Source organism: Pseudomonas sp. UBA4194 (genome assembly GCF_002379585.1).
GTDB lineage: Bacteria > Pseudomonadota > Gammaproteobacteria > Pseudomonadales > Pseudomonadaceae > Aquipseudomonas.
Genome location: NZ_DFUE01000025.1, coordinates 76,021 through 101,707, shown reverse-complemented (window position 1 = coordinate 101,707; position 25,687 = coordinate 76,021). Strand labels below are relative to the sequence as shown.

Annotated in this window: 15 protein-coding genes; 6 read left to right on the top strand and 9 right to left on the bottom strand. The window is 63.3% G+C overall.

Annotated elements, in window-relative coordinates; translation table 11 throughout:
• Positions 1-8: 8 nt before the first annotated feature.
• The 7 genes from B3397_RS07355 to B3397_RS07325 all read right to left on the bottom strand — a co-directional run bounded on the left by B3397_RS07355 (position 9) and on the right by B3397_RS07325 (position 17,815).
• Entirely contained in the window at positions 9-4,541 is a 4,533-nt protein-coding gene (locus B3397_RS07355) for a hemagglutinin repeat-containing protein (protein WP_296248640.1), read from the bottom strand.
• Between the two features lie 193 nt (positions 4,542-4,734).
• Positions 4,735-7,203 (bottom strand): hemagglutinin repeat-containing protein, encoded by a 2,469-nt coding sequence (locus tag B3397_RS07350; protein ID WP_296248638.1) that lies wholly within the window; start codon positions 7,201-7,203, stop codon positions 4,735-4,737.
• 239 nt (positions 7,204-7,442) lie between these two features.
• Positions 7,443-11,846, bottom strand: a complete 4,404-nt coding sequence (locus B3397_RS07345) for a hemagglutinin repeat-containing protein (RefSeq protein ID WP_296248636.1) — start codon at positions 11,844-11,846, stop codon at positions 7,443-7,445.
• Between the two features lie 171 nt (positions 11,847-12,017).
• Complete coding sequence (locus B3397_RS07340; RefSeq protein ID WP_296248634.1) at positions 12,018-14,612, bottom strand: hemagglutinin repeat-containing protein; 2,595 nt, start codon at positions 14,610-14,612, stop codon at positions 12,018-12,020.
• A 78-nt stretch (positions 14,613-14,690) separates the two neighbouring features.
• A complete protein-coding gene (locus B3397_RS07335; protein WP_296248632.1) occupies positions 14,691-16,430 on the bottom strand; it encodes a ShlB/FhaC/HecB family hemolysin secretion/activation protein in 1,740 nt (579 codons plus the stop codon).
• A gap of 222 nt (positions 16,431-16,652) precedes the next feature.
• A complete protein-coding gene (locus tag B3397_RS07330; protein ID WP_296248631.1) occupies positions 16,653-17,210 on the bottom strand; it encodes a L,D-transpeptidase family protein in 558 nt (185 codons plus the stop codon).
• A gap of 50 nt (positions 17,211-17,260) precedes the next feature.
• A complete protein-coding gene (locus B3397_RS07325) occupies positions 17,261-17,815 on the bottom strand; it encodes an NUDIX hydrolase (protein WP_296248629.1) in 555 nt (184 codons plus the stop codon).
• 133 nt (positions 17,816-17,948) lie between these two features.
• Here B3397_RS07325 and B3397_RS07320 point away from each other — a divergent pair, with 133 nt between their 5' ends.
• The 5 genes from B3397_RS07320 to purT all read left to right on the top strand — a co-directional run bounded on the left by B3397_RS07320 (position 17,949) and on the right by purT (position 21,772).
• Positions 17,949-18,548, top strand: a complete 600-nt coding sequence (locus B3397_RS07320) for a CoA pyrophosphatase (RefSeq protein WP_296248626.1) — start codon at positions 17,949-17,951, stop codon at positions 18,546-18,548.
• A 55-nt stretch (positions 18,549-18,603) separates the two neighbouring features.
• Positions 18,604-19,128 (top strand): gamma carbonic anhydrase family protein, encoded by a 525-nt coding sequence (locus tag B3397_RS07315; protein WP_296248624.1) that lies wholly within the window; start codon positions 18,604-18,606, stop codon positions 19,126-19,128.
• Complete coding sequence (locus tag B3397_RS07310) at positions 19,125-19,322, top strand: DUF1289 domain-containing protein (RefSeq protein ID WP_296248622.1); 198 nt, start codon at positions 19,125-19,127, stop codon at positions 19,320-19,322. Before B3397_RS07315 ends, B3397_RS07310 begins: the two co-directional genes overlap by 4 nt.
• Before the next feature lie 732 nt (positions 19,323-20,054).
• Positions 20,055-20,522, top strand: a complete 468-nt coding sequence (locus B3397_RS07305) for a preQ0 transporter (RefSeq protein WP_296248620.1) — start codon at positions 20,055-20,057, stop codon at positions 20,520-20,522.
• 68 nt (positions 20,523-20,590) lie between these two features.
• The gene (gene purT, locus B3397_RS07300) at positions 20,591-21,772 is read left to right on the top strand and encodes a formate-dependent phosphoribosylglycinamide formyltransferase (RefSeq protein ID WP_296248618.1); all 1,182 of its coding nucleotides are present in this window, start codon (positions 20,591-20,593) and stop codon (positions 21,770-21,772) included.
• Between the two features lie 105 nt (positions 21,773-21,877).
• Here purT and B3397_RS07295 read toward each other — a convergent pair whose 3' ends face one another.
• A complete protein-coding gene (locus B3397_RS07295) occupies positions 21,878-23,113 on the bottom strand; it encodes a transporter associated domain-containing protein (RefSeq protein WP_296248617.1) in 1,236 nt (411 codons plus the stop codon).
• A 10-nt stretch (positions 23,114-23,123) separates the two neighbouring features.
• Positions 23,124-23,936 (bottom strand): cytochrome C assembly family protein, encoded by an 813-nt coding sequence (locus B3397_RS07290; RefSeq protein WP_296248615.1) that lies wholly within the window; start codon positions 23,934-23,936, stop codon positions 23,124-23,126.
• 165 nt (positions 23,937-24,101) lie between these two features.
• Between B3397_RS07290 and ffh the strand changes: the two genes are divergently transcribed.
• Positions 24,102-25,481 (top strand): signal recognition particle protein, encoded by a 1,380-nt coding sequence (gene ffh, locus B3397_RS07285; RefSeq protein WP_296248614.1) that lies wholly within the window; start codon positions 24,102-24,104, stop codon positions 25,479-25,481.
• Positions 25,482-25,687: the final 206 nt, after the last annotated feature.

Below are 25,687 nucleotides of genomic sequence, written 5' to 3'. Positions count from 1 at the left end.
ACTCGGTTTTACAGCACTATTCCCTTTGCCTGCGATGTGATGTCCTGCACCTCGAAGCCGATCACGGGTTCGCCGGCGCCGACATCGATCAAAGCCGTGTAGGGATCCTCGGCAGACAGGCCCGCCTGCAGCTGCTTGGCGATTTCCAACACGCCGTTGGCCAATTGCACATCCATGCTGACTTTCATCGAAAGATGATGCTGGTCGCTCAGAGTCACCGGGCTGTTGCCCAGTTCGACTGCGCCACTGCCGGCCGTCAACACCGCGCCATTGAGGTGCGTGCCGTTGGCAACATTCAGTCGAAAATCTGCACTCGAACTGATCGTGCTGGTTTGCGCCACGCGATCGGCGTTTTCACGAGCCAGTTTCATCGACAGTGCGAAGGGCACCGAGGTGTCGTGATTGCGAATGATCTGGCTCAGCTGCTCCTTGCCTTTTTCACCCCATTTCCCCGCCAGCCCAGCGGCCTCACCGAGGAAGCCCAAGGGGTCGCCGACCTTGAGCCGGCCGTCGAAGTCCAGGTTCAGGCTGTCAGTCCGGTCGGCAACCGAACTCACCGCGAGGGTGCCACCCACCGTGCCTTCCAGGCGCTGCGCCTGCAGCACAGCGCCGGCCAGGCTCAGGTCTTTGCTGCTATCGAGCTGCAGATGACGGGCGAGCAGCTGCGTATTGGCGTATTTGCGGCTCTCCAGCGCGTCGACCGTGATCTTCGCTTCCAGGCCGAACTCGTTCACGGCGCTCGCCGCGTTGTCGGTGCCGAGGTTGGCCTTGGCGGTAATGCTCTTGTTGTTGCGTGACGCGGTGCTTTGTCCCGCGGCGATATCGATGCCACCCCGACGAGCGCGCAAGGTGATGCTATCGGCTTCCATTTCCACGCCTTCCAGGTGCAGGGCCTGGGCGTGGTCCGCATCGGCGGTCAGCGCCAGTCCGCCTGCGACCTGCCAGCGCGCAGCGGTGTGGGTAGTGGACGATTCATCAGTTTGGCCCAACGTGAACTCGCCCCCGACGCCGATGGGGCGGTGAGTGCTTTGACTGTCGGTCACACCGACGCTGAGCTTGCCGCTGCCCCCGTAGACCTGCCCTTTGGCGGTGCGCTGCGCGTGCTCACCTTGAACAATGAGCCGCCCGCCGCTGAGCACGTCAACGCTGGCAACCTTTTGCTCGACGCTGCCGATGTGGGTGCCGCGCAACGTGATGTCCTGCCCAGAGCGCAGGTTGACGGCGCCAGGAGTCTGGAAGCGTGCCGCCGTTGCCGTGCGCTCGCTGCTGTCGAGAAAACTGTACTTGCCGCCGCCACTGGCACTGCCGAAGCCACCCGCAGGTGAGGCTCCCAGCTTGGCGGCGCCCTGACCTTCGGTGCCGTCGTCGTATTTATCGATACGGTTGAAGGCCTGGGACACCAGCAAGTCGGCGCCGGCGGTCAGGTCGATGGGACCGGTCGTGCTGCTGAAGTGGGTGCCCAGGTAGCTTCCCGAGTCCCGCAGATTCACCCGGACCCCCTCGGCGCCGCTCAGGCTGCCGCCCACTGCAGTGGTCAATTGTTGCTGGCGGTGTTGGTTATGACCCTTGCCGGCGGCATGCACGGTGATGTCCTGAAAGGCCAGCGAGGTATCGCCGCGCAACAGTGCATCCAGGCCCCAGGCGTCCAGCGAAGTGGAGGTGCGGTCGTATGCCGCTTCCAGAACATGGGAGTGGGCGTCGATGGCGACGGTGCCGAGGCGAGCGGTGTAGTGGGTGCCGGCGTCGGTCAGGTCGCCCGCCTGAACACTGATATCACTCGCGCTGAACTGATTGGTTCGCGCCACCTCCTGCACGCTATCGGTACTGCGCTGCAGGTAGCCACCTTCCACGTTCACGCCAAAGCTCCAGGGGGCCAGACCTGGCTCCAGGTCATTCTGGTGGAAGCGGGTCTGGTCTACACCGGTCCATAATTTCTGCACGAAGCGGGTGATGGCGGTGTAGTCGAAACTGCCGCCGACCGCCGTGTGAAGTTTGCTGTAGTCCAGTGTGCTTTTGGTGATATCGCTCACCGCCTGATGGTTGATCGTCCGGGCCCGCATGTGCAAGCGCTGGCCGGCGTCGACGACACTGGCTTCGCTGGTGATGGTATCGGCGTCCAGGGTCACGTTGCCCTCGGCCTTTAGCCGGGTGGGGGCATGCAGGATTTCTTCCTTGCCGTCGGTCTGGATCTGTTGCTCGGCGAAAACAGCGGCCCCGATCCGATCGATGCCGCCGGTCCATTGCATGCCCACGGTCCGATCGGTCGCGGCGTTGCTGAACCGTCGGCTGGCCTGGTTGGCGATCAGCTTCAGATCGCGGGCCTGCAAGCTGATATCGCCCTTGCTCTCCAACTGCGTGCCTTCGAGCTCGATGGCGGCGGCTCGCTGGCCAGGGTCGGATCGACGACCGCCGATGGCGATATCGGCAGCGGAGGCGGTGGTCACCTGTTGCGTGGTCAGGGTCGCCTTGTCCACCGTGTCGCTGCGGCGGATGCCCGCTCCGGCGCTCCATTGTCCATCACCTTCGCCCGTCTCCCTGGCGAACGTGCTCAGCTTCCAGCCGTCGCCGTTGAGGGTGGTGCTCTGCTGGTCGCGTGTGGCGCCCAGATGAATTCGATCGCTGGCGGTCATCTGCAGGCGATTGCCTGCCTTGAGCTGGGCGGCAGTGGCAACGATGGAAGTGTTCGCGTCCATCGACAGGTTGTTGTGGGCGGTCAGTTGCGCACCGCGATGGCTGACGCGGTGATGGTCCAGTGAGGCATTCGCCCCGGCGGTGTCGTGAATGTAGCTGTTGCGCAGGTTGCGCCTGCTCTCGGTCTGCCGGCTGGCGTCCAGCCTCAGGTCGCCCTGGCTGGTCAGGGATATGTCGGTGGCAGTCAGTGCGCTGGCATCGATGGTCAGTCGCTCGCCACGGATGTCCAGTGCGCCCTTGGCCGAAAGATAACTGCCCTCGGCACGGGCCATCTCCTCGGTGTCCTGATACTCGCCTGTGCTGAGCCACAGCAGGATTTTGTAGGCGTCGTCGGCCTGAACCCGGTCCGTGTAGAGCACCGAACCAATCCGCACCTCGGCGCCGCGTACACGGATATCGCCCGTACTGTAGATGTCGCTGGCCTGGACCACGACGTCTTTCTCGGCCTCGAGCTGCACCTGGCTGCCGTGCAGTTCGCTGCCGTTGGCGCGCACCCGCTGCTGCTCCAGGTGGCTGGTGGTGATACTGGTGTTGTGCCGCTCCTTGATCGTGGCCAGGGTGGTTTCCTGACTCATGCGCGCGAGAATCTGCAGGTTGCCGCCAGCTTTGGCGCGCAGCGCGCCTGAGGCCTTGAGCTCGGTGCCGGCCAGGGTCATGTCACCGCCTGCGTTCAGTTCCAGGCCGTCCTGGGTCACGACCTCGCTGGCGTATTGTTGGGTGGAGGTGGTGCTCGATGTTTTCGTCTGCGCGTGCAGGTAGGGTTGCCACCAGCTGCTGGCGGTGCTTTGGGTCTCGATTTGCGCTTCGCCCAGCAGCAGGGTATCGATCGTCAGGTTGCCCCCGGAGCGGGCGCTGACACTGTGTGCCTGAACCCTGACCCCCTTGAGGTCGATATGGTCCTGAGCGTCGAGCCTGATCTGCCCGGCAGAGGCCTGCAGCGTCTTGCTCGCGATGTCCTCGTTGTCCGTGTCACCCTGGATGTCGATGTCGCCCGCCGATTCCACGCTGATGCCATCGGTACCCTTCAGTCTGGCGCCGCGCATGCGCACCGCCGTGCCGTCTGCGGTGCTGACGATGCGAATACGCCCGGCGTGCATTGCGCCCCACAAGGTACCGTCATCGACGAAGGGCTGAGCGATACTTTCAAGTACCTGAGCATCACCCACGCGCACGCGGTTCTGCCCTTGCACCAGGGTGGTCGTGCCAGCACTGTGGGTGTCGCCAATGGCTTCGACAGTCGGGGCGATGAAGCTCAGCGCGCCTTCGCGGTTGCTGGCGCCACCGGCACCGATGGTCACGCTGGTATCCAGGCCGCGGGTATCGGCGAGCAGTTGTTGGTGGCCGTCGAACTCGGCAAGGCCGGCAACGAGAGTCGCCTGGTGCGTGTTCTCGAAACTCGCCCCGTCGAGCACGATCCCGTTGGGGTTGGCCAGCACATAGTCGGCGCGCGCGCCGAAGATTTCCTGTGGTCCGCGAATCGACGATTCGCTGTGGCCGAGCACCTCGTTGAGGATGATGCTCGCGGCGCGGTCTTGAAGTTGGCTGTTGCCGGGAAGCGCTCCGGCGAGTTGGGACGAGCCGTCGACGAGGCTGTTGTTCAGCACCAGCCCCTGATTGTCGACATTGTAGCGCTGGTAGCGGTTGTGGGAGAGCCCCTGAGCGTTCGGTGCGGCGATGTCGATCACCGGCGTTGCGTATTGCCGGTGGATTACCGTGCCGGAATGGAGGCCGGCAGCGGCTTGCACGCCGTCGGCGTTGGCTGACAGGCAACGGGCCATGAGTACGGCGGCGACCGCCAGGTGCAGGCGGTCAGGGGTAAAGCGCGCCGCTGTGGGAAGTGCGTTGTTCATGAGCAGATATCCGGAGGCAGGTGGGGTAACTATTTATCCGCCGCAACTGTATGGCCCAGGGGGCCAAGTTGATCGGGGAGGCTGCTACGCCTGCCTGTAGGAGGAATCTGTCCGGTGTGTGAGTTGCCACAGCAAAAGGGCTGCCTCAACCATCGGTAGGGGCGGCCTGCGCCGGGCAGGCCGCCCCTGAGCGTCAGCGGATACGTACCTGCTCGTAAAGACGCTTGGCGGTGTCCAGGCCACCTTGCTCGGTGGTGATGCGATAGGTGGTCTGCAGATCGCTGCTGCTCGAGTCGTGAGCGGCGTGGGTACTGCCTCCGGCGACCTTGAGGGTGGTGGCTTGCGTGCCAGCGGCGAGGGACGCCTGGGCGATGCCGCCGGTTTGCGAGCGGCGATCGAACTCGAAACTCGCCTGCTTGACCTGGGTGGGGCCCGCCGCAGGCGATGCATCCAGGGACTGCTGAGCGGGTTTGTTCCACTTGCCTGCCAGGGTCGACATCTCGCCGAGCAGCCCTTTGAGCGGCGCGCCTGCGATGGGTTGCGCGCTACCGGTGACCTTCAGGCTCTGCAGGCTATCGGTACGGTGGGCGACGCTGAGCTTGCCCCTGATGTCGCCGGCCAGGGTCGCGGCCTCTATGCGGGCGCCGTCCACGCGCACATCCGCAGCGCTGTCCAGGGTCACACTGGACGCTTGCAGTCGGGTGTTGCGATGGCTCTGGATGTCTTCGCGGCGATGAGTCAAGGCTACGCCGGGCGCCTGGGCGTCGCTGGCGGTGGCGCTCAGTTGCTTGCTGTCCACCTGCTTCTGACTGCTGGCGGCTTCGAGCAACATTCCGCCGGCGTTGGCGTCCAGGGTAATGCTCGCCGCCTCGGCCTCCACGCCTTGCAGGTGGATGGCCTGCGGTTTGCGCGCGCCGGCCTGCAAGGTCATGGCTTCGTTGACATACCATCGGTTGCCGAGCTGGGTCTGGCTTTGTTCATCGGTTTGGCTGAGTTGATAGAGGCCACCGGCGATGTCCGATTCGCCACCGCCTTTGATGGACGACCGGTTGATGGCGGCCAGGCTGGTCAGGCTGCCTTGGGCCGTGACTGTCAGGCTGCTGACTTTGTGCTCGGCCGAGCCGATGTTCACGGCGTTGAGTTGTACGTCACGGCCAGCGTGCAGCTTGACGGCGCCGGGAGTGGACAGTTGCCCTGCAACTGCGGTGCGCTCCACGCTGGGGCCCGCCTTGGTATGACGCTCCACGATATCGGTGGCCTGGGTGAGCACCAGGTTGCCACCGGTTTTCATATCGATGGGCCCCTGGGCCGTGCTGATACGGGTGCCTTCGTAGCGGCCGTTGCCGCCCAGGCGTACTTCGATGCCTTGAGCGGCCGTCAGGCTGCCGACCTGAGCAGTGCTGGTGGTGGCGGCTCCGGCTGCGGCCTTGAGCATGCTGGCCTTCATCTCGTGGCTATCGGCATTGATGCGGATCTTGCCCATGGTGCTGGCGTAATGGGTGCCGGCATCGGCCAACTTGCCGCGTACATCGACATTGACGTCACTGCCTTGCAGGCGGGTACCGCTGGTGTGGGTCACGGAGTCCGCACCCAGGTGCAGCGTGTCGCCGCTGACCACCTTGGCGCCTTGGCTGCGTACGCTGTCGGCGGTCAGGCGCACGTTGGCGGTTGTCTCGAGCTGAGCGCCAGCGAGGTTCAACTGGCGTGCAGCCTCCAGGTGCAGAGCACCGGCGCCACCTTGCAGTTGGGTGGGCGCCGACGGCTTGCCGGCACGCGAGGCGGTCGCCAGGTTGATGTCCCCGGCCGAAGTGATGCGTATGCCCTGGCCGGCGGTGAGTTGGCTGCCTGGCATCTTGATGCCAGCACCCGCCTCGCTGCTGACGATGTTGATGCGGTTGCCGGCCGCCATGGCACCCAGCAGGTTGGCATCGATGCGCTTGGGCAGCCGGCCGCTCTGCGCGACGGTAGTGCTGGCATAGTCCACACGGTTGTTGCCCATGATCAGGTCGAGATTGCCGGCGCTACGGACCTGACCATGGGCGGCAATACTGGGGGCGATCAGAGCCAGACCGCCGCCGTCGTTCGACACGCCACCTTGGTCGACACGCAGTTGGCCTTTGGCGCCTTGGGTATCGAACTGGCTCAATTGGCCATCGACCAGGGTTGCCGAACCCACCACGAAGCTGGCGCGCGCGGCGTTATCCAGAGTGGCACCGTTGAGCATGATGCCATTGGGATTGGCCAGCACGTAGTCGGCGGCGCTGCCAAAAATGGCCTGGGGGCCATTGATGTTGGAACGGTTGTGGCCGACCACTTCATTGAGGATGACGCGGGCAGCGGTGCCATCGAACTGGGCATTGGCCGGCAGGGCTCCGGCCAGTTCGCTGTGACCTGCGTTCAGGCTGTTGTTCAGTACCAGACCTTGCCCGCCAACGTTGAATTCATTGAAGCGGTTGTGGGACAGGCCGTCGGCGTTGGGCGCAACGATGTCGATGACCGGAACGCCTTGGTGTTCACCGATGATCGGCAATGCCCCCGGTGTGTCCGCTGCCGCAAGGCCGTTGGCCAGGGCTGGCAGGCAGGGGGCGAGGAGGGCGGCGGCAATCGCCAGGCGCAGTGGACGCAGGTGCGTGAAGACAGGTTTTTCCATGCTGTGTTGCATCGATGACTCTCCATAGGTCGAATGGTGGCCTGGCACCGGTATTCACTGCCGGGCCAGGGCTACCTACCTTAGAGAGGATGGGATGCAGGGAGAATCAGCGGGGTGATGCCCCAAATGTAGGACGGCTCCGAGCGTAATGTCGGTTGCAGGGGCGGGCGAAGGAAGGCGGTTCTTGACCGTGCCGCTCCCTTCGCGACCATGCCGCGAAGGTAGCGACCCGACTCATGCCGGGTGCGTCATCAGCTCTCGATGGCCTGCACTTGACCCTCGATAATCTGGTCTTCATCGCGGTGGGTGAAGGCGATCATGCCCGCCTCGAACACCGTGTCGTCATTCCTGACCTTGTTCAAAGCGCCCCACAGCTGGGACAGCTGATCCACCTTGCCCGTGGCCAGGTGCACGCTGGCGCCTCGATGGTAATCGTTGCCGCTCAGGCTCTGGGTGCTCAGGCTGTCCTGCGGCGGTAGTGCTGCGCCGGCGGGAATGCCCAAGGTCGCCCCCACCAGCTCGGTGTTGCCGGCAACTTGCAGGCCCCACTGGGTGATGGCGGAGATGGCCGACGTTTGCGTGACGGTATTGCGCTCGTCTTGAGTGAACTCCAGGTCGATCCGTAGCCCTGTCTTGTCGTCCATACCGCGAATCGTCTCGCTCCACTTGTCCGGCACGCTGTTGCTGAACGGCCCGGCTGGCGCGGTTTTCTTGGCGAAAGGTCCGCCCACGGCCTTTACGGCCTTGAGCATGGCCAGCGGGTTATGGCTGGCTTCGGCACGCAGGTCCAGGTCGACTTTCATGCCCTGGACGTCGTCCTGCACACTGGCGATTCGCAGGTCTCCCTCTACGGAGCCGTTCACCGTATCGGCCTGCAGCACTGTACCCTGCAGCTGCAGATCGGCGCCTGTATTGATGTTCACTTCGCGGGCCTTGAGCTGAGCATTGGCATACGTGGTGCTGTCCAGCTGGTCATACTTGACCTTGACCCGGGCATGTACGCTGGCCGTGTCGTCGGCCGGCTTGGTCGCAGATACCCGACCAATGCCGAAGCCGGCCGCAGCTTCGCGGTTGTCGCGGTCGATGGTGGACCTGGCGGCGGCGACCCTGATGCCGCCGGCGTCAGCCTTGAGGTCAATGCGGCCCGCTTCGATGGCCAAGCCCTCGAGGTCTATGGCCTGGCTGGCGCCGCTCAGGGAACTCAGGCTGACGTCCGATACGGCAAGCCATTGCGCCCCAACACGCTGGTGCTCGGTTTCGTCGGTCTGGCCGATCTGAAACGAGCCGCCGACCTCCAGTGTCGCGCTTTTGCCCAAGTCGCGCCCAAGCTTGAAGTTACCCCCTCCGGCGTAGACATCGCCGTATTGGCGTCTGCTGCTGGACGTGGCTGCCACACTCAGGCGGCCCCCCGCGGAGACATCGATGGCGGCCACGCTGCGCTCGGCGTTGCCGATGTCCGTGCCTTGCATGAGCAGATCGCGATCGGCCTGGATCGTCACCTTCCCTGGGGTGGTGAAGCGAGCGCCGCGACCGTCGCTGTCGCGGCTCTGCAGCATGCTGTAGCGCCCATTGCCGCTGGCGCTGCCGGCTACACCGACTGTTTCGCCGAAGGCCAGCTTCAAGGTGCCCTTGCCTTGCCCGGTGTAGTCAACCAGCTCGTGGGTGTCCTGTGCCTGGGTGATGCTCAGGTTGCCCTCGGTGCGCAAGCTGATATCGCCGTCCTCGCTGCCGAACGGGCCGCTGCCTTCGCTGCTGAACACGGTGCCTTCGTAGAGGCCATTGGTGCCCAGCTGGATCTGTACGCCGCGCTTGCCGTGAACGTGGCCCACGACTGCGGTGCTGACCACGTCGGTGCGGTCATTCTGATACCCGGCGGCCGCGAGCTTCACGCCAAAATCCACGGGGGTGAAGGCCTCCAGGCGCGCCAGGGTTTCGATGTCCAGACGATTGAGGCTGGTGGTCAAGGTATTGGCTGCCGCTTCGAGGGTGTGCTCCATGGCCTTGAGCGTGGTGATGCCTGCATGGCTGCTGTACTGGGTACCCTGGTCCTGGATTGCGCCGGTCACTTTCAGGGTCACTTCACCGCCCTCGATCCGGGTGACCTTGGCGTAGTTGGCCAGTGCCTGAGTGGCACGATCCTGATAGTCCACAGCCACATCCAGCCCCACGCTCCAAGGCACCAGGTTGTCGTCGATGTTCTGCTGGTGGAAGCGGGGCTGCTCGGCCTGGGTGGCGGCCTTGTAGATGGCGTTGGCGATATCGCCGTAATCCAGCGTGGCTCCTACGCTACCCCTGACCCGGTCATGATCGATCTGGGTGCTGACCACATCGATCGCAGCGCGGTTATCCACCCTGTCGGCGGTGATTGATAGCAGCTTCTCGGCAAACATCTGCGTACCGACGTTGGTCAGGTTCTTGGCGTTGATGTTCAGGTCGTGCCCGGCCGTCAGTCGGGTGCCGGTGTGGATGCGTTGCTCGTTGCCATCGGTGTGCACCTGGTGCTCGACAAACAGGGCGCTACCTGCCTTGTTCAGGCCCCCGGTCCACTGCATGCCTACGGTGTCGCCGGTGATGCTGTTGCTGAACACCTGTTTGTCGACGCTGGCCAATAGCCTGATGTCGTTGGCGTTCAGGTCCAGGGTGCCTTGGCTCTTCACACTGGCGCCTTCGCTCAGGATCGACTCGCCACCGTCAAGCTGCACGTAGCCGCCCTTGACCTTGGTTTCCCGCTCCCAGTAGTTGGTTTTGGTATCGATAACCTTTTCCCGCTTGACCCCGGCACCCGCCGCCCATTGCATGGAGCCGGGACGGTTATCCTCGGCTGGCCTGGTCTCATCGGCAAACGCGGACAGCACCCAGTCCTTGCCGGTGAGGGTTGTGATGGAATTCGCCTGGCCGGTCAGCAGCTCGATCCCAGCGGTTGCTTTGAGCCGGGTGGTCCCCTCTTTGCCGTCGATGTTCGAGCCGCGCACGTTCAGCTTCTGGGCGGCCTTGAGGTCCAGGGCGTCATCGGCACCGATGTGACTGCCGAAGTAGTGGCTCACCGACGTATCACGCGTCAGATCCTTGGTTGTGGCGAACAGTAGGCTGTCGGCCTGGGCATTCTTGAGCGAGGACTCGAGGACGATGCCTGTGACCTGCAGGTCGCCTTGCGTCGCCTCTACGTCGACCTCGCGGCCTCGCACTTCACTGCCCCGCACTTCTACCGCCCTGGCCCTGACGCTGACCTTGCCACCGGCAGCGACATTGCTGGCAACGGCGCTGCGGCTGATCTTCTCGATGGTATCCAGCGCGGTGGTCAGCGGCCGCTTATCGTTGACGCTAAGGGTTTGCGTGGTTGTTTCGATGCCAGCATCGAGAGTCAGGCGGTGGTCGGCAGTCAGGCTGATGTCCTGCTCGGCGCTGAGCCTGGCCGCTTGCAGGTCCAGGTTGCCTTGCGCACTCAAGGCAATCTGTTGTGCGTCGATCTGTGTGCCGAACAGTTGCTCTTCGGTCCGTTGTTCATGGGTCTTGGTCACGCCGCCAGGCAGGACCTGCCAAGGGTTGGCAACCTGGGACAGGCGCGAGCTTTGAGTCACCTTGGTCAGCGTATCGAGCTTGAGGTCAGTACCTGCGTGGGCGGTAACGGTCTGTGCTTGCAACTTCAGGCCGGATAGCTGCATACGTTCCGCCGATTCAAGCAGAATGTCGCCGCTGGTGCTCTCCAGTACGCCTGGTTGCAGCTGATCCGGGCTGTATTGTCTGGCAGCGATGACCAGCTTGCCGGCAGACGAGATATCAATGCCTTGCCGGCCCGATACCTTGCGTGTCGGCATATGGATACCCACGCCTTGCTGGGAGGTGACGATGCGAATTCGCTGCGCCTGCATGGCCCCCACCAGCCTGGCGTCCACGGCAGGGAAGCGGTTGTCGACGTCGCTGATGTCGCCTGTGCTGGCGTCGACGTGATGGCGACCGATCAATACGTCCAGGGCGCCAGACGCCCAGAGCTCGCCTTTCATGTCGATGCGTGGCGCGATCAATCGCAGCCCGCCGCCGTTGACGGTCAAGCTGCCAGGTCCGGCGATTTCTCCAGCGTCTTGGCCCTGCCCGGCGGTGCGGCTATCGAACCCGGTGAGCTGGCCGTCCTGTATCACCGGCGTGCCGACCAGAAGAGTGGCCGTGGTATCGGATTTGGTAGCGATCCAGCCGCCATTCACCCACAGTCCATTGGGGTTGCTGAGAACGTAGTCGGCCTTGTCGCCGAAGATTTCCTGGCGACCATTGATGATCGAGCGATTGCTGCCGATCACTTCGTTGAGGATGGTGCTGGCGCTTCGGTTGTCGACGAACTGCGGGTTGGCCTGCACCTGCAGGGACTGGGTGGCGCTGCCATCGACCAGGCTGTTGTTGATGATCAGCCCCGGGCTGCCAACGTTGTATTCTTGATACTGGTTATGGGAAAGGCCGCTGTGGTTGGGCTTGACGATATTGATGACCGGCACGCCGTGGGTTTCAACGACGTTGGCCATGCCACCGACGCCCGCAATGGGAGCTATGCCATGGCGCAGGATATCGGCGCTGGCGGTAAAGGTCTGCCCCAACAACATGGCGGACACGGCAAGGCCCAGCTTGCTCGGCGCAAAACGGCCGGCACTGCGGTGGAAAAGTTTCACGGGATGTTCCTCTTGAGATTGGAAAGGGTGCGCAAGGTCGATCAGCCGCATGTCCGGTTCGCTGCCGGCGCTGCGTCGACCTGCGGTGGTATTCGGGCAGGCCAAGGCGACACGTTCGTCGCCTTGGCCGGATTGAGCCGCCGTATTGCACGGCGGCCGGAAGGCAACGGGTCAGCGGGTCAGCACGGTTAACGGCATGCCGAGGCGCTTCATCAGCGCGGCATTCTCAGGGTCGACCAACCCGGCAACGAACTGTGAGGCAAAGGTCTGGTCAGCTTCTGCGTCGGTCTGTCCGGCTTCGCGTTTGGGTCGCCCTTGGCTCAGCGCGAGGAAACCGGGGCGGTCAGCGCTCATCTCCTCCTGATCACCGACAGCGCTGGCAGAGGTGGCAAGAACGTTGTCTCGGGCTACGACTGGCGTGTCCTTGAACTGATACAGCGTGGGCGATACGGTCAGTTTCTCCGCAGCCGTTATCACCGCTGCGTGGGTAGCCAGTCTTTGCGCGACCAGCTCGACGTCATTCAGGCTTTCGAGGGTGACCCCGTGGTGAACGGTCAGGTGGTTACCATCCGCTTCGCGCTCGCTGTAGAAAGAAGGGTGATAGTCGTCGTCCAGCCATATCTCGCGCAGGCGGGGGCTACGGTCATCGAGACTGGCCGTGAGCTGAATATCGGGGGCGACCAGCTTCATGGCTCCCTTGGCGCTCAAAGTCGAGCCGGCAATGTTCAGCAGGCTGCCTGAGGTCAGCCCGATGCTGCCCGTGCTGGACAGGGTGCTCTGTACATGGGTGGTGGCGCCGCCGCCCATCTGCTGGCCGGCGCTGACGGAAAGTTGGCCTGCAGCGTCGATGTCGAGGCGCTCGGCGGCGTTGATCGCTACCCCTTGCAAAATCACATCACCTTTGGCGAATGGGTTCACTCCCACATCGCTTGCCCGGATGGACACGGTCGCCGCACTCAGCTGACTTGGCGTGTAGCGGACCTGGGCCTGATCTTGCGGGTTCGCCGATTCCCCATCGGTGTCGTTCTGAATGTGCTCGCGGCGAGTCTCTTGCAAGGCGCCCCTGACGATCACATCGCCGTTCATGGCACGGATGTCGAGCCCATGGGTTTCAACGGTGCTGGCCATGATGTCCACTTCGCGGTTGCCGAAGGAAACGCGGCCTCGGTCAAGACCGGTCTTCAGGAGTGTGCCTCGTTGAACGGTGGTGACCGTGCTCGTCTGCTCTGGCGGCTCGTCACGCAGCCGCACCCCGCCATGCTCGCTGCCCTGTAGCCGGGTGCTGACCAGCGCCTGTGGTTTGACAACCGCACGGCTACCAAAGATGTCGATGCTCTGCTCGCCGTGGACGTCAACACCTTGCAGCGTCACGGGGTGGCCGCTGAGGGTGATGCTCTGAGCATTGAGGCTGGTGGTACTGGCCTGTTGTTCACGGATGGCTGCGGCGCTCACCAGTGTGCCGGTGGCGTCTGATGCGCGAACGTTCCTGTCCCGCTCATCGACCTTGGCGATGACATCCAGCCGCCGCTCGGACTTGAGGTCGATGGTGTGGGCGGTCATGTCCGTGGCGGCGACCAGCATGTCATTGCCGGACTTCAGGGTGATCGCACCGGTCGCGGCCACGATGTTCTTGACGTGGGTCAGTTCCCGTTCGCTGACGGCCGCGTTGGCGAAGCCTTCGCCCAGCACGAACTCGTCCTGGGGCGCCTCAGGGTCGGTATGTCGAGTCACCTCGTTCTTCTGTGCATCCAGGGTCAGCTTGCCCTGGGCCTGAGCGACAACGTTGCGCCCGCCCAGATTCAGGGATTCGAGATGCATGTCGTCGCCAGCGGCCAAGTTCAGATCGCCAGCGCCGGCATTCAACGTCCCGGCCACGCGTCGGCCATCGGCCGTGCTCACTGATGTGGCGATCAAGACCCCATCGGCGGCGATATCGATACCCTGATCGGCCTGGATATTGGTGACCTCCATGTTCACGCCGGCGCCTTTGCCGCTGCTGACGATATCGATGCGATGGGCACGCATGGCTCCCAACAGTTGAGCATCGATACCGGTGATAGCGTCGGAGTCGGCGCGCTGCAGCGAGCGTCCACTGGCGGTATCCAGTATGTAGGCGCCAGCGCGAATGGCCAGATTGGCCGTGGCTGTCGTCGCGCCCTTCACCTTCAACACGGGGGCGATCAGCGCGATGCCACCTTCTACGTCGAGTCCTCGCTCACCCACCTCAAGACGGCCGGGGCCTGCGGCAACCTGCGCGTCGCCCCTGTGGCCGACGATGAACGTAGCGGTCTTGCCGCTGCCCAGTTGCATGTTCGAGCCGTTGATGTCGATGCCGTTGGGGTTGCTCAGTACGTAGTCGGCGGCATCACCGAAAATAGCCTGCGGGCCATGGATCGTGGATTTGTGCGTTCCCACCACTTCGTTGAGAATGACCCTGGCGGTGCCCTGGGCCAGTTGCGGATTGGCGGCGACAGCCTGGCTCTGGCTGCCGATCTGGGCGCTGCCGGACACTGCGCTGTTGTTGAAGATCACGCCCGCCGCGCCGACGTTGAAGTCTTGAAAGCGGTTATGGGAAACATCCCCTTGGGGCGCGACGATGTCGATGACCGGGCTCGCCCCCGCGCTGGTGATGATGTTCGGAACATTCAGGCCGTCGTCCGCCGCCCTCAGTGCGTACTCGTCGGCGGTACCGGCGGCGCTGAACAAGGCTGTGGAAATCATCAGTCCCAATGTATGCGGTTTGAAGCGCGAGAACGAACGAGTCATGCAATGCATCCTGTGTGAGGGGTCTGTTGTTATGTCGCGTGAGCGCTCATGTGGCGCAAGCGATGCCGGCTGAAGCCATCAGAACTGTTGCGTGGCCTCGATCATCCACAGGCCGGGTTCGGTGCCGGTCTTGGAGCGCCGTTGCAACCCTTGCTGGTAATCCATACGCAGGTGCCCGCTGCGCCATCCCAGGCTTGCACCCAGGCTTGCGCCCATGGCGCTCTGCGTTTGGCGCTGGCCATAGCTGTGCTGGCCCCAACCCGCATCCAGGCCCGCGGAGGGCGTCAGGCTAAGTTGCGATGTCAGCCGCAGGGGCGTCTGCAAGGTGTTGCGCAGCACCGCCCCCTTGGACACCGATTGGCCGTCGAGGCGGTAGCCGCGCACGCTGCTGTTACCCGCCAGGCGCAGTTGCTCCAGGTCGGGGAGGCGGTCGGGGCTGTATTGCAGGTTCAGATCGCTACGCCATTGGAGGGGCATCCCGGGCAGGGCGAACCAGGTCGTCTGGCTCAGGCTGGCAAGGTATTTTTCGAAGCGCGGCTGGACCGCCGCAGTGCGCTCGAGCCTTCGGTCGGCATCCATCAAGCCCAGGCCTTGGGCGTACCCCAGATAGCCGCTCCATTGGCTGCGGCCCATGCGCGTGAAGCTCAGCCCGGCCTCCGCTACGGTCAGGGTGCTGCCGGCCAGGTTCAGTGGTCGCTGCTGGAAGGTGGTTTGCGAACTTTTGTGATCCAGCCGCACGCTGGCGTTGACCAGGGTGAACTGGTCGCGCCACAGGCTGCGGTCGAGCTTGAAGCCGTAGGTTTCGACGTTCTGGGTATGCACGTAGCGCTGCGTGCCGAGAATCGAGCGGGTCCTGATGTCGCTGAACGAGGCGTCCAACGTCCAGCTGCCGTAGGGCACCTGGTAGAAGACATTAGCCTGCTGGCTGTAGCCTGGGCTGCCATCCAGGGTGTGGACATAGGTCAGGGACAGCAGGTCGTTGATGTGCAGCGGGCTGTCGAGGCTCAGGTTCAGCAGCCCGCTATGGCGCCCCGAAGTGTCGCTGCCGCTGTTGCTCAGCCGGCTTGCGATACGCCAGCGCGGACCTCCCTGGCGCGGTCTGATCACCAGTTGCGAAGCGCCGGTACGGGTGCCGGCGACAATGTCCACGGTGAAGTCGTTGGAACCGAGCCGGTTGAGTTGGTCCAGCCCCTGTTCCAGATCCGGCAGGTACAACGCACGGCCGATCATGCCGGGGAAGGCGCCGGCCAGGGATACAGGCAGAGTGGCGTCAGTGATCTCGATGGATTCGACGAAGCCTTCGATCATCTGGATGTCCAGGGTTCCGCCGTCATCCGGCATGTCCGCCAGATAGGGTCGGGCCGTGATGTAGCCGGCCTTGACGTAGGCGCCAGTCAGGGCCGCGAGCACGCGGTTGACGGCGTCGACCGACATGCATTCGCTCATCAGAGGGTCGACCTGGGCGCGCAGGGCGGCAGTGCCCAGCAGGCTGTTGCCGGTCAGGGCCAGCCCGGCCACCGGCCAGCAGGTGCTGTCGTCCCTGGCGGTTGGCGTCTGGTCCGCCCGACGCGGGTCGGGTTGACGCTGCAGTTGCCGCAAGCGCTGCTCGTTCTGTGTTTCCAGGTCGCGGCGGCGTTGTTCGTCCAGCAGGCGCAGGGCTTCGTTGCCGACGCTTTGCGGGTCGCTCAGGGAGCGCTCGACCTTGGCCGGCAGCATGAGCGAGGGATTTTGTGCAGTGTCAGGCGTGCTGCCCAGCGCCAGCGCGGGGCACAGCCCCGCAGCGGCGAGCCAGAGGGTGTTAGGTCGAAAAGCCAGCATCGGGCGCAGTCCCTATCCAGTAGGTAACAAGGTGTGCGCCGTACTCTAGGGATCTGGAAACGTTATCGAATGGAGAGGATGAGCAGGGGTTTGTAGGAAAGGGATGACAGACGGCGCGACATGGCCCGCCTGAAGAGTCCTATTTCGTAGGAATTTTCGGCGTACGCCGCCTGCGCTGGGCAAGCAGTGCATCACTGCGCCGATGTTCGGGTGGGAGGGGGGCTACGGACGGATCTCGATCATGGTGCCGTCCTTGACCAGGCTCCAGACCTCGCGCATGTCGTCGTTCTTCATGGCAATGCAACCGTCGGTCCAGTCCAGGGTGGCGAAATACCACTCGGGGTACTCCTCATTCAGTGGCGTACCGTGGATCATGATCATGCTGCCCGGCGGCACGCCATCGCGGCGGGCGCGGGCGGCGTCGCTGACATTGGGGTAGGACACGTGCATGGCCAGATTGAAACGGTCGCTGACCTTGCGCCAGTCCAGCCAATAGAAGCCTTCGGGGGTGCGTTTGTCGCCTTCGCGTTCCTTCGCCCCGCGCGGCTGCTTGCCCAGGGAGATGCGATAGGTCTTGAGCGGTTCGCCACGGCTCATCAGTTGCAACTGGCGGGTGGATTTGACCACCAGCACCTTATCGATGGGGTCCACGCCCAGCTGCTTGTTCACCGGTGCAGGGGTGACAATCTCGTCGACCGGCTTGCTTTGCACGGTGACGGTGAAGGCAGCCTGGGACAGCGAGGCAAAGCACAGACAGAAAACGGCGAGCAAACAGCGCATGTCTTGATTGATCCTGGAGTGAAGCGCGCCGCCTGTGCCGGTGCGGGAAGTCAGGTTTTCGGCAGCCGTCCGATCAGCGGGCCGAGGAACTCGTTGCGGACCGGGAAGTGACGATCCAGTCGGTCAGTGAAGAAGTATTCTAGGGTACGCCCGACGGTGGGGAAAGCCAGCTCCGACCAGGGAATCTGGTTTTGCGCGAACAGTCGCACTTCCAGGCTCTCTTCGCCCACCGCGAAATTCAGATCGGCGAGTTGGGCGCGGAAGAACACGTGCACCTGGTTGATGTGGGGCAGATCGAAGAGGGTGTACAGCTCAAGGTTGTCGACCCTGGCGCAGGCTTCTTCATCGGTTTCGCGGCTGGCCGCCTGTTCCAGCGTCTCGCCGTTTTCCATGAAGCCCGCCGGTAGCGTCCAGAAACCCCGACGCGGCTCGATGGCACGGCGGCAGAGCAGAATCTGGTCTTCCCAGATCGGCACGCAGCCGGCCACGATATTCGGGTTCTGGTAGTGAATGACGCCGCAGTGCCCACACACGAATCGTGGGCGCGTGTCCCCTTCGGGAACGCGTTGGGTAACGGGGTGGCCGCACTGGCTGCAGAATTTCATGCTCGGATCCTTGATGGCTGAGCCTATCTTGGCCGCGGCGCTGAAGCCCTGCAACCCCGCGGCCGGCAAATGGGGGTTGGGCGGCCCGCGGCTTTGGTGCATCATGCCAGCAGGCAACGGATCGAGAGAAGCCATGCTGGACGAGCTACTGCGCCGAGTGAGCAACCATACGCCACGCACCTTCGAAACGGATCGCCGTTTCCCAGAGGCTGCCGTGCTGCTGCCCATCACTCGCAGCGACGAGCCCGAGCTGGTGCTGACGTTGCGCGCTTCCGGGCTCTCGACCCATGGCGGCGAAGTGGCTTTCCCCGGCGGACGCCGCGATCCCGAAGACCCCGACCTGGTGTTCACTGCGCTGCGTGAAGCCGAGGAAGAAATCGGTTTGCCACCGGGCCTGGTGGAGATCGTCGGGCCGCTCAGCCCGCTGGTGTCCAAGCATGGTCTGAAGGTCACGCCTTTCGTCGGCATCATTCCCGATTACGTTGAGTACCGCGCCAACGATGCCGAAATTGCCGCGGTGTTTTCGGTGCCGCTCGAGTTTTTCCGTCAGGACCCGCGCGAGCACACCCATCGCATCGACTATCAGGGCCAGAGCTGGTACGTGCCCAGTTATCGTTTCGGCGAATACAAGATCTGGGGGCTATCGGCAATCATGATCGTCGAGCTGGTGAACCTGGTCTACGACGCGCGCATCAGCCTGCATCGCCCGCCGCAACACCATACGTCGAGCTGATTACCCATTGCCTCGGGCGGCCGGCCTGCCCAGGCCTAGCCTTGAGGACAACAATATGAAATACCGCCTGGGCGACTTTCGCGTCGAGACCCACCCCGACAGCTGGACCGCACCCAACGCCACCTTGATCGGCAAGGTCCGCCTGCAGGCCGGTGCCAGTGTCTGGTTCAACGCCGTACTGCGCGGTGACAACGAGCTGATCGACATTGGTGAGCACAGCAACGTTCAGGACGGGACGGTGATGCACACCGATGCAGGCGTGCCCTTGACCATCGGCCGGGGTGTGACCATTGGCCATAACGCCATGTTGCACGGCTGCACCGTGGACGATTTCAGCTTGATCGGTATCAACGCGGTCATCCTCAACGGGGCTAGAATCGGCAAACATTGCATCATCGGTGCCAATTCCCTGATCGCCGAGGGCAAGGAGATTCCCGACGGATCGCTGGTCATGGGTTCGCCGGGCAAGGTGGTGCGGCAATTGACCGAGGCGCAGAAACGCATGCTCGAAGCCAGTGCGGCGCACTATGTTCACAATGCTCAGCGCTATGGGCGGGATCTGGTAGAGCAGGAAGAATGACTGAAGTCGAGAAACCGGTACGGTCACCTTGCATCAGTGTGTGCGCGCTGGATGAGCAGGACATCTGCACCGGATGCCAGCGCACGGCAGCAGAGATCACCCGCTGGGGACGGATGAGCAACGATGAGCGGCGGGCAGTGTTGAAGTTGACCCATGAGCGCGCGGTGGCACAAGGATTGATGCTGCCAGGCTGACACCGAGGCGGCCCCATCGCGGGTAGAACCCGCTCCCACAGGGAACCGTGCAGCCTTGCAGATTTCCAGCAGGGCCTGGATCTGTGCAGCCCAGAAGATTCCCAGCAGGGGCTGGATCTGTGCAGCCCTGCAGATTTCCAGCAGGGACTGGATCTGTGCAGCCCTGCAGATTCCCAGCAGGGACTGGATCTGTGCAGCCCTGCAAATTCCCAGTAGAGCCTGGATCTGTGCAGCCCTGCAGATTTCCAGCAGGGCCTGGATCTGTGCAGCCCTGCAGATTTCCAGCAGGGCCTGGATCTGTGAAGCCCTGCAGATTCCCAGCAGGGGCTGGGTCTGTGCAGCCCTGCAGATTCCCAGCAGGGGCTGGATGTGTGAAGCCTGCAAATTCCCAGTAGGGACTGGACCTGTGCAGCCCTGCAGATTTCCAGCAGGGCCTGGATCTGTGCAGCCCTGCAGATTCCCAGCAGGGCCTGGATCTGTGAAGCCCTGCAAATTCCCAGTAGGGACTGGACCTGTGCAGCCCTGCAGATTTCCAGCAAGGGCTGGGTCTGTGAATCCCTGCAGATTCCAGCGGGAGCCTGGATCTGTGTATCGGAGGTGATCCCTGTGGGAGCGGGTTCTACCCGCGATGGGGCCGGGATGGGCAAGCGCAAACCTGCGGCATCACACCTTTTGCAGCCATCCCCAGGCTCAAGTACCCTGTCCACCCCGATTCTCCCAGCGACCCTCATCATGTTCTTCCTGATCAGTTACATCGCCAGCGTAGTGCTGATCAACTACGCCTTTTCCGCTGCGCCGCACCTGGACATCATCTGGTCGGCCTGGGGCGGGCTGGTGTTTATCCTGCGTGACATGGTGCAAACCCGCTTCGGCCACGGTGCCATCCTGGCCATGCTGGCGGCGTTGGTGCTGTCCTACATCACATCCGATCCGTCCATCGCCCTGGCCAGTGCAACCGCTTTCGGGGTTTCCGAGCTGATCGACTGGATCGTCTTCACCATCACCAAGCGCCCCCTGCACGACCGCCTGTGGATAAGCTCGGCGTTGAGCATCCCGCTGGACACCTTCATCTTCTTCGGCATGATCGACGCCCTGACGCCGGGCGTGATCATCACCGCGCTGCTGTCCAAATTTGCCGGGGTCACCGCCGTGTGGCTGGCAATGGCCTGGCGTGCACGCAGGAATGCAGCCGTCAATTGATGTAAAATGCCCGTCTTTATCGGGCGCCCTGCGCTGCCCTCGATCCTACGTTCCCCTGAGGACCTGAAATGACCCGTATCGGAACCCCCCTGTCGCCCACCGCAACCCGCGTACTCATGTGTGGCTGCGGCGAACTGGGCAAGGAAGTCGTGATCGAGTTGCAACGCCTGGGCGTTGAAGTGATTGCCGTCGACCGCTACGCCAACGCACCGGCCATGCAGGTGGCTCATCGCAGCCACGTGATCAACATGCTCGACGGCGCCGCCTTGCGCGCCGTGATCGAAGCGGAAAAGCCGCACTACATCGTTCCGGAAATCGAAGCCATCGCCACCGCGACCCTGGTGGAGTTGGAGGCCGAAGGCTTCAATGTGGTGCCTACCGCCCGGGCCGCGCAGTTGACCATGAACCGCGAAGGCATCCGCCGTCTGGCGGCTGAGGAGCTGGACCTGCCGACCTCGCCCTACCATTTTGCCGACACCTTCGAGGCCTACCGCGAAGCCGTGCTGGATCTGGGGTTCCCATGCGTGGTGAAACCGGTGATGAGTTCGTCGGGCAAGGGCCAGAGCCTGCTCAAGTCCGAAGCCGACGTGCAAAGCGCCTGGGACTATGCCCAGGAAGGCGGTCGCGCGGGCAAGGGGCGAGTGATCATCGAAGGCTTCATCGACTTCGACTACGAAATCACCTTGCTGACCGTACGCCACATCGGCGGCACCACATTCTGCGCACCGGTCGGTCATCGCCAGGAAAAGGGCGACTACCAGGAGTCCTGGCAGCCCCAGGCCATGAGTCCGGCGGCACTGGCCGAATCGGAGCGCGTGGCCAAGGCGGTCACCGAAGCCCTGGGCGGGCGCGGGATGTTCGGCGTCGAGCTGTTCATCAAGGGCGATCAGGTGTGGTTCAGCGAAGTTTCACCGCGACCTCATGACACCGGTCTGGTGACCCTGATTTCCCAGGACCTGTCGCAGTTCGCGTTGCACGCCCGCGCTATCCTGGGCCTGCCGATTCCATTGATTCGCCAGTTCGGCCCTTCGGCGTCCGCGGTGATTCTGGTGGAAGGCACGTCGCAACAGACCGCATTCGATAACCTGGGCGCGGCATTGGCCGAGCCGGATACGGCGTTGCGTCTGTTCGGCAAGCCCGAGGTCAATGGCCAGCGCCGGATGGGTGTGGCACTGGCGCGCGATGAGTCGATCGAGGCGGCGCGGGCGAAGGCGACGCGGGCTGCGCAGGCGGTGAAGGTCGAGTTGTAAAAGGGGGACTGCTAGGGCGGGGGGATCGGATGTGGATGGTCCCCTCACCTCAGCCCTCTCCCTGGGGGAGAGGAAGCGGTACATGGGTGTCACGGACACCACCCATCACATCGCTGGCGGCAAGCTGCTCATGTGCCAGATCAAAACCCGTGAAGCCCGATTCTCTTCGGTCTCCAGGATCTCCATTCGATAACGCCCGATCTTCAGGCACACCGCACTGGCCGGAATACTTTCCAGGGCCTCGGTCACCAAGCCGTTCAGAGTCTTGGGCCCATCGCTGGGCAGATGCCAGCCCAAGCTCTTGTTGATATCCCGAATCGAGGCCTGGCCCTCGACCACATAGCGGCCATCGAGTTGCGGATGGATATGAGGGTTGTCGATCGTATCCTCCTCGAACTCGCCAACGATTTCCTCCAGGATGTCTTCCAGGGTCACGATGCCCTGCACCTCGCCGTACTCATCCACCACGATGCCCAGGCGACGCTGCTGCTTGTGAAAGTTGAGCAGCTGCATTTGCAGTGGCGTGCTTTCAGGGACGAAGTAGGCTTCGTAGCAGGCGGCCAGCAGGGCCTCGACCGTCAGTTCGCGATTGGGCAGCAAATGACTGATCTGGCGGGTGTTGAGCACCCGTTCCACCTGGTTGATATCGTTGTGATACACCGGCAGGCGCGTGTGGCGGCTGATCATCAGCTGATTGGTGATCTCCTCCAACGAGTCATCGAGGTTGATGCCATCGATCTCGTTGCGCGGTACCAGAATGTCGTTGACCGTGATCTTGTCCAGCGCATGGATGCCGCTGACCAGGTGCGGCTTGTTGCTGCGAGCCTCGAAGGCCAGATCCCTCAGCAGGTTGCGCGCAGGCTCGGATTCTTGCTGTTGATTGACTGGGCTGGCCTTGGGGCCGAACGGCTTGACCATCAGGCGAGTGGCGCCATCGAGCAGCCAGGCCAGCGGCCAGACCAGCTTCAAGGGCAGCGGCAGCAGGGCATTGGCCATGCCGATGAAGGTGTCGGGAAAGCGTCGGGCCCACTGACGCGGCAGGTAGTCGGCAAACACCAGCAGCGCTGCCGCGACGGCGATGCCGCCCAGCCACGCGCCTTGCTGGCCGCGCAGGTAGATACCCAGCGTGACGCTCAGGGTGACTGCCAGCACTCGGCTCAGGGTATTGAGCAGCACCAGGCTCTGCAGCGGCACGTTCAGTGTCGGACGATCACCGGCGCGGCTGCTTGGGCGCTGAGCGGCCAGGGTGTGCTGCGCCGCTTCCACGGCACTGAACAGCGCGGCCCAGAGTATCGCCAGTGCCAGTACGCCCAGTATCGGCCCCAGGGGCAGAGTGTCCATGTATGACCTGTCAGATGTGCAGAATGTATTCGCGAACCAGCTTGCTGCCGAAATAGGCCAGCATCAGCAGGCAGAAACCGGCCAGTGTCCAGCGGATAGCCTTGTGTCCGCGCCAGCCGAGGCGGTTGCGCCCCCACAGCAGCACGCTGAAGACGATCCAGGCCAGGCACGCCAGCAGCGTCTTGTGCACCAGATGCTGAGCGAACAGGTTCTCGACGAACAGCCAGCCGGAAATCAGCGACAGCGACAGCAGCGCCCAGCCGGCCCAGATGAAGCCGAACAGCAGGCTTTCCATGGTTTGCAGTGGCGGGAAGTTCTTGATCAGCCCAGCCGGATGCTTGTGCTTGAGCTGATGGTTCTGCAACAGCAGCAGCAGCGACTGGAACACCGCGATGGTGAACATCCCGTAGGCCAGGATCGACAGCAGGATGTGGGTCAGGATGCCCGGTTCTTCTTGAATCAGCGGCGCGGTGCCGCCGGGCGCGAACTGGGCGATCAGGATGGTCGCCAGGCCCAGGGGGAACAGCAACACCAGCAGGTTTTCCACCGGGATCTGGCTGGTCGCGATCAGGGTCAGGGCGATCACCGCCACGGCAATCAGACTGGCGGCGCTGAAGAAGTCCAGGCTCAGCCCCAGCGGGGTCAACAGCTGAGAGAAGAGGGCGGTGCCATGGGCAATGACGGCCAGGAAGCCGAGCACATAAAGCAGGCGTTTGTCGGCCTTGCCTCCCTGGCCAATGCGGGTTCCCTGATAGGCGGTCGCTGCGGCGTACAGGCAGGCGGCGGCGAGGGTGGGTAGTAAACTGGGTGACAAGGGGAGCATAAGTCCTGTGCAGCGAGCCCGAAAGTGGCTGAGTTTGGCATCAAATGCCCGCCGACGAAAGACTGCATGCGGCGTGGTGTCCGTGGCACCCACACTTCGCTATAATCGCCGACCTGCTCTTGCCGCCACAACCTCGGCTCAACCAGAGCCAGAAAGGATCGCGACATGTTTGAAAACCTGACAGACCGCCTCTCGCAGACGCTGCGCCACGTTACCGGCAAGGCCAAGCTGACCGAGGACAACATCAAAGACACCCTGCGTGAAGTGCGCATGGCGTTGCTTGAAGCCGACGTCGCCCTGCCGGTGGTGAAAGACTTCGTCAACAAGGTCAAGGAACGTGCCGTCGGAACCGAGGTTTCGCGCAGCCTGACCCCTGGCCAGGCGTTCGTGAAGATCGTTCAGGCCGAGCTCGTCGAAATGATGGGTGCCGCCAATGAAGAGCTGAGCCTGGCCGTTACCCCGCCCGCCGTGATTCTGATGGCCGGCCTGCAGGGTGCGGGCAAGACCACCACCGCCGGCAAGCTGGCGCGCTTCCTTAAAGAGCGCAAGAAGAAAACCGTGATGGTGGTGTCGGCCGACGTCTACCGTCCGGCCGCCATCAAGCAACTGGAAACCCTGGCCAGCGACATCGGCGTGACCTTCTTCCCGTCCGACATCAGCCAGAAACCGGTGGCGATCGCCGAAGCGGCGATTCGCGAAGCCAAGCTCAAGTTCATCGACGTGGTCATCCTCGACACCGCCGGCCGCCTGCACATCGACGCCGAGATGATGGGCGAGATCCAGCAGCTGCATGCTGCCGTCAAGCCTGCCGAGACGCTGTTCGTGGTCGACGCCATGACCGGTCAGGACGCGGCCAACACGGCCAAGGCCTTTGGCGATGCGCTGCCGCTGACCGGCGTGGTGCTGACCAAGGTCGACGGCGATGCCCGCGGCGGTGCCGCGCTGTCGGTGCGAGCCATCACCGGCAAGCCGATCAAGTTCATCGGCATGGGCGAGAAGAGCGAAGCGCTCGAGCCGTTCCACCCCGACCGCATCGCCTCACGCATCCTGGGCATGGGTGACGTGCTCAGCCTGATCGAGCAGGCCGAGCAGTCGCTGGACAAGGACAAGGCCGATAAGCTGGCCAAGAAGCTGAAGAAGGGCAAGGGCTTCGATCTCGAAGACTTCCGCGATCAGCTCGTGCAGATGAAGACCATGGGCGGCCTCGGCGGCCTGATGGACAAGCTGCCGAGCATCGGCGGGGTCAACCTGTCGCAGATGGGCAATGCTCAGAACGTTGCCGAGAAGCAGTTCAAGCAGATGGAAGCCATCATCAACTCCATGACCCCGGCCGAGCGCCGCGATCCCGAGTTGATCAGCGGTTCGCGCAAGCGCCGCATCGCCATGGGTTCGGGCACCCAGGTGCAGGACATCGGCCGCTTGATCAAGCAGCACAAGCAGATGCAGAAGATGATGAAGAAGTTTTCCACCAAAGGTGGCATGGCCAAGATGATGCGCGGCATGGGCGGCATGCTGCCCGGCGGTGGCGGCATGCCCAAGATGTAACGCATTCCTTCGGTACGCGGACCTGTGGCAGCGGGCGCTGCCTGCGAAGAGGGCACCTGGATGTATCAGGCCTGTTGCTTCGCAGGCAAGGCCCGCCCCACAAGCACTCCCCGCGTACCGATGAATACCCCGGCCATCCGGCCAAACTCCGTTGCTTGCAACGGCTTATAGGCAAAATCGCGCTGCAAGCCTTTACCTATCGGAAA

Coding starts and splice junctions, on each gene's coding strand:
- B3397_RS07355 (WP_296248640.1), bottom strand. CDS start 4,541: ATGAACAACGCACTTCCCACAGCGGCGCGCTTTACCCCTGACCGCCTG.
- B3397_RS07350 (WP_296248638.1), bottom strand. CDS start 7,203: ATGCAACACAGCATGGAAAAACCTGTCTTCACGCACCTGCGTCCACTG.
- B3397_RS07340 (WP_296248634.1), bottom strand. CDS start 14,612: ATGACTCGTTCGTTCTCGCGCTTCAAACCGCATACATTGGGACTGATG.
- B3397_RS07335 (WP_296248632.1), bottom strand. CDS start 16,430: ATGCTGGCTTTTCGACCTAACACCCTCTGGCTCGCCGCTGCGGGGCTG.
- B3397_RS07330 (WP_296248631.1), bottom strand. CDS start 17,210: ATGCGCTGTTTGCTCGCCGTTTTCTGTCTGTGCTTTGCCTCGCTGTCC.
- B3397_RS07325 (WP_296248629.1), bottom strand. CDS start 17,815: ATGAAATTCTGCAGCCAGTGCGGCCACCCCGTTACCCAACGCGTTCCC.
- B3397_RS07320 (WP_296248626.1), top strand. CDS start 17,949: ATGCTGGACGAGCTACTGCGCCGAGTGAGCAACCATACGCCACGCACC.
- B3397_RS07315 (WP_296248624.1), top strand. CDS start 18,604: ATGAAATACCGCCTGGGCGACTTTCGCGTCGAGACCCACCCCGACAGC.
- B3397_RS07310 (WP_296248622.1), top strand. CDS start 19,125: ATGACTGAAGTCGAGAAACCGGTACGGTCACCTTGCATCAGTGTGTGC.
- B3397_RS07305 (WP_296248620.1), top strand. CDS start 20,055: ATGTTCTTCCTGATCAGTTACATCGCCAGCGTAGTGCTGATCAACTAC.
- purT (WP_296248618.1), top strand. CDS start 20,591: ATGACCCGTATCGGAACCCCCCTGTCGCCCACCGCAACCCGCGTACTC.
- B3397_RS07295 (WP_296248617.1), bottom strand. CDS start 23,113: ATGGACACTCTGCCCCTGGGGCCGATACTGGGCGTACTGGCACTGGCG.
- B3397_RS07290 (WP_296248615.1), bottom strand. CDS start 23,936: ATGCTCCCCTTGTCACCCAGTTTACTACCCACCCTCGCCGCCGCCTGC.
- ffh (WP_296248614.1), top strand. CDS start 24,102: ATGTTTGAAAACCTGACAGACCGCCTCTCGCAGACGCTGCGCCACGTT.